Source organism: Streptomyces sp. WAC06614 (genome assembly GCF_003949795.1).
Taxonomy (GTDB): Bacteria; Actinomycetota; Actinomycetes; order Streptomycetales; family Streptomycetaceae; genus Streptomyces.
Genome location: NZ_RPRY01000503.1, coordinates 1 through 3,528, shown reverse-complemented (window position 1 = coordinate 3,528; position 3,528 = coordinate 1). Strand labels below are relative to the sequence as shown.

Genomic DNA, 3,528 nt, shown 5'->3' with positions numbered 1-3,528 from the left:
CCCAACCCGCCCGACAGGCCATAACCGGACACACCGCTCAGGATGGAGATGTGCACCTGCCGGAGGAGGAGTACATGGCCCAGGAAGTGACCGCGCGCACGGCGGGCCCCGGTTCCGGACCCCATGCCGAACACACCTCCCGTGACGTGCTCGTCTCGATCGGAGCCCTGCTGCTCGGCCTGCTGATCGCCGCACTCGACCAGACCATCGTCTCCACCGCCCTGCCGACCATCGTCAGCGACCTCGGCGGGATGGCGCACCTTTCGTGGGTCGTCACGGCCTACATGCTCGCCTCCACCGCCGCCACCCCGCTGTGGGGCAAGCTCGGCGACCAGTACGGCCGTAAGCGGCTCTTCCAGGCCGCCATCGTCATCTTCCTGATCGGCTCGGCCCTGTGCGGCCTCGCCCAGGACATGCCGCAGCTGATCGGCTACCGCGCCCTGCAGGGCCTGGGCGGCGGCGGCCTGATCGTGCTGAGCATGGCGATCGTGGGCGACATCGTCCCGCCGCGCGAACGCGGCCGGTACCAGGGCCTGTTCGGCGGTGTCTTCGGGGCCACCAGTGTGCTGGGCCCGCTGCTCGGCGGACTCTTCGTGGACCAGCTCTCGTGGCGCTGGGTGTTCTACATCAACCTCCCCATCGGGCTCGTGGCGCTCGCCGTCATCGCCGCCGTGCTGCACCTGCCGCGGCGCACCGAACCGCACACCATCGACTACCTCGGCACCTTCCTGATCGCCTCGGTCGCCACCTGTCTGGTGCTGGTGGCCTCCCTCGGCGGCAGCTGGGGCTGGGGCTCGGCCCGGATCGTCGGCCTGGCCGTGCTGGGCGCGGTGCTGCTCATGGCCTTCGTGTTCGTGGAGCGGCGGGCCGCGGAGCCCGTCCTGCCGCTCAAACTGTTCCGCATCCGCACCTTCTCCCTCTGCTCCGTGATCAGCTTCATCGTCGGCTTCGCCATGTTCGGCGCGATGGTGTACCTGCCGACCTTCCTCCAGGTCGTCCAGGGCGTCTCGCCGACCCTGTCCGGCGTCCACATGCTCCCGATGGTGCTCGGCATGCTCATCGCCTCCACCCTCTCCGGGCAGATCGTCAGCCGTACCGGACGCTGGAAGGTCTTCCCCCTCGCCGGAACCGCCGTGACCGCCCTCGGTCTGCTCCTCCTGCACCAGCTCCACCGGACCACCCCCACCTGGGAGATGAGCCTCTACTTCTTCGTCTTCGGCACCGGACTGGGCCTGGTCATGCAGGTCCTCGTGCTGGTGGTGCAGAACGCCGTCAGCTACGCCGACCTCGGCGTCGCCACCTCCGGGGCCACCTTCTTCCGCTCGATCGGCGCCTCCTTCGGCGTGGCCGTCTTCGGTACCGTCTTCACCCATCTGCTCGACGACAAGATCGCCGCCGCCCTCACCGGCGTCACGCTGCCCCCGGGCGCCGACCCCGCCCGGCTGGAGGCCGACCCGAGGGCCGTGGCCCTGCTGCCCCCGGACCTGCGCACCACCGTGCTCGACGCCTACGCCGAGTCCATCACGAACGTGTTCCTCTACGCCGTCCCCGTGGTCCTGATCGCCTTCGTCGTCGCCTGGTTCCTCAAGGAGGACAAGCTGCGCGGCTCCGTCACGGCCCCCGACGTCACCGAGACCCTGGCCTCCAACCCGGTCGAGCGGTCCTCCCGCGACGAGGTCGCCCGCGCCCTGTCGGTCCTGGGCACCCGCGAGGGCCGACGGCACGTCTACGAGAAGATCACCGCCCGGGCCGGCTACGACCTGCTGCCCGCCAGCAGCTGGCTGCTGCTGCGGATCAACCGCTACGGCTCGGTGGAGCCGGCGCTGCTCGCCGAGCGCACCGCCGTCCCCCTGAAGGCCGTCACCGACGCGGCGCGGCAGGTCGAGGAGCGCGGCCTCGCCACCCGCGACGGGCTCACGCTGATGCTCACCGACACCGGGCGCGTGGTGGCGTCCCGGCTCGCCGCCGCCCGGCAGCAGTCGCTCGCCGAGCTCCTCGGCGACTGGTGGGGCCCCGACCGGCCGACCGACCTCGTCAAGCTGGTCGAGGAGATCAACGCCGAGCTGTGCGGGTCCGACAAGGAGGAGCCGTACGACGCCCCGCCGCGCCGCGACCACGCCGCCCACTGACCGGCCGGGGCTCGGAGGGCTCAGGCTCGGGCTCAGCCCAAGGGCTTCTCGAACCAGTGTTGTGCGTACGGCCCGTCGTTGTACGCGGGTATCTCCCCGTACCCGTGCTTCGCGTACAGGCCCCGCGCCTCGACCAGGTCGGTCCGGGTGTCCAGCCGTATCCGCCGGGCGCCCAGCGACCGTGCCGCGTCCTCCAGAGCGGCCAGCAGTGCCGCGCCACCGCCGGTGCCCCGTACGCGCGGGTCGACGTACACCCGCGTCAGCTCGGCCGTGTGCGCGTCGAGCAGGCGTATGCCGCCGCAGGCGGCCGGCAGGCCGTCGAGCCGGCCGACCACGAACTCTCCGGTGGGCCGGACCAGTTCGGTGCCGGGGTCATCGGCCAGGCCGTCGTCCACCTCGGCCTCGGTGGCGGGCCGGCCCCAGTACCGCCCGGCCACCTCGGCGTAGTACGCGCGGCGCAGGGCGGTGGCTTCGGCGGTGTGCAGCGGCTCCGGGACGACGGACCAGCGCACCCCTTCGGCGCCGGCCGACCCGGTCTCCGACCTGCCGGTCGTCTCCGTCCTGCCGGTCGTCTCCGTCCTGCCGGTCGTCTCTGCCCTGCCGGTCGTCTCCGCCCTGTCCACGTTCTTGGCCTGTGCGGCCCTCTCCGCCTGCTCGGCGATCTTCTTCGTCTCGTCCATGCCGCAATGATGGGGTCCCCCCACCCCACCCCCGCATGGAATATCCACACCCTCGGGCCGATGATAGGAAAAGGTTCATTTCGACCGACGAAGGGTGGGAAACGCCATGTCGGAGCATCCGGACGCCGCACTCGTCCGCCGCGGCTACGACGCCTTCAGCAAGGGCGACATGGACGCGCTCGGACGGCTGATGACCGCCGACGTCATCCATCACGTCCCCGGCACGCATCCGCTGTCCGGGCACCACAAGGGCCGCGAGGCCGTGCTCGACCTCTACCGGCGCTTCGGCGAGGAGACCGGGGGCACCATGCGGGTCGACCTGCACACGGTGCTGGTGGACGGGCGCGGGCACGCGATGTCGTTCCACACGTTCTACGCCGACCGCAAGGACCGGGGGATGGAGATCGGCGGAGGGCTCTTCTTCACCGTCGTCGGCGGAAAGATCACCGACATCGACGAATGCACCGCCGACATCGACGAGGAGAACGCCTTCTGGGCCTGACCGGCCGAGATCAGGCCGACCGGCCCGCTGCGTGACCGGCCGCCCCGCCTGACCAACAGCCTCCCGGCTGACCGGCCGGGCCCCGCCCGAGCCCAGGCCGGGACCGGCCGGTCAGGCGGCACCCGCGCCCCGCCCCCGCCTCAGCCCTGCTTCGGTCCCGCCTGCTGCACGACCTCGAACGACCACAGCGTCGAGCCCGAGGCCGCCGGCTTCGGCC

3 protein-coding genes and 1 pseudogene are annotated in these 3,528 nt (G+C 71.6%); 2 read left to right on the top strand and 2 right to left on the bottom strand.

The genetic code is table 11. From position 1 onward, the window contains the following. Positions 1-74: 74 nt before the first annotated feature. Positions 75-2,129 (top strand): MFS transporter, encoded by a 2,055-nt coding sequence (locus EF918_RS33910; RefSeq protein ID WP_125652723.1) that lies wholly within the window; start codon positions 75-77, stop codon positions 2,127-2,129. A 32-nt stretch (positions 2,130-2,161) separates the two neighbouring features. Here EF918_RS33910 and EF918_RS33905 read toward each other — a convergent pair whose 3' ends face one another. Beyond that, positions 2,162-2,641, bottom strand: a complete 480-nt coding sequence (locus EF918_RS33905) for a GNAT family N-acetyltransferase (RefSeq protein WP_125652724.1) — start codon at positions 2,639-2,641, stop codon at positions 2,162-2,164. A gap of 274 nt (positions 2,642-2,915) precedes the next feature. Between EF918_RS33905 and EF918_RS33900 the strand changes: the two genes are divergently transcribed. Next, entirely contained in the window at positions 2,916-3,311 is a 396-nt protein-coding gene (locus EF918_RS33900) for a nuclear transport factor 2 family protein (RefSeq protein WP_125652722.1), read from the top strand. Between the two features lie 140 nt (positions 3,312-3,451). Here EF918_RS33900 and EF918_RS38785 read toward each other — a convergent pair. Further along, positions 3,452-3,528: pseudogene (locus EF918_RS38785) on the bottom strand (antibiotic biosynthesis monooxygenase); the annotation flags it as partial.

Excerpts from the sequence above, each read along its gene's own strand:
- EF918_RS33910 (WP_125652723.1), top strand. The coding sequence starts at position 75 with ATGGCCCAGGAAGTGACCGCGCGCACGGCGGGCCCCGGTTCCGGACCC.
- EF918_RS33900 (WP_125652722.1), top strand. The coding sequence starts at position 2,916 with ATGTCGGAGCATCCGGACGCCGCACTCGTCCGCCGCGGCTACGACGCC.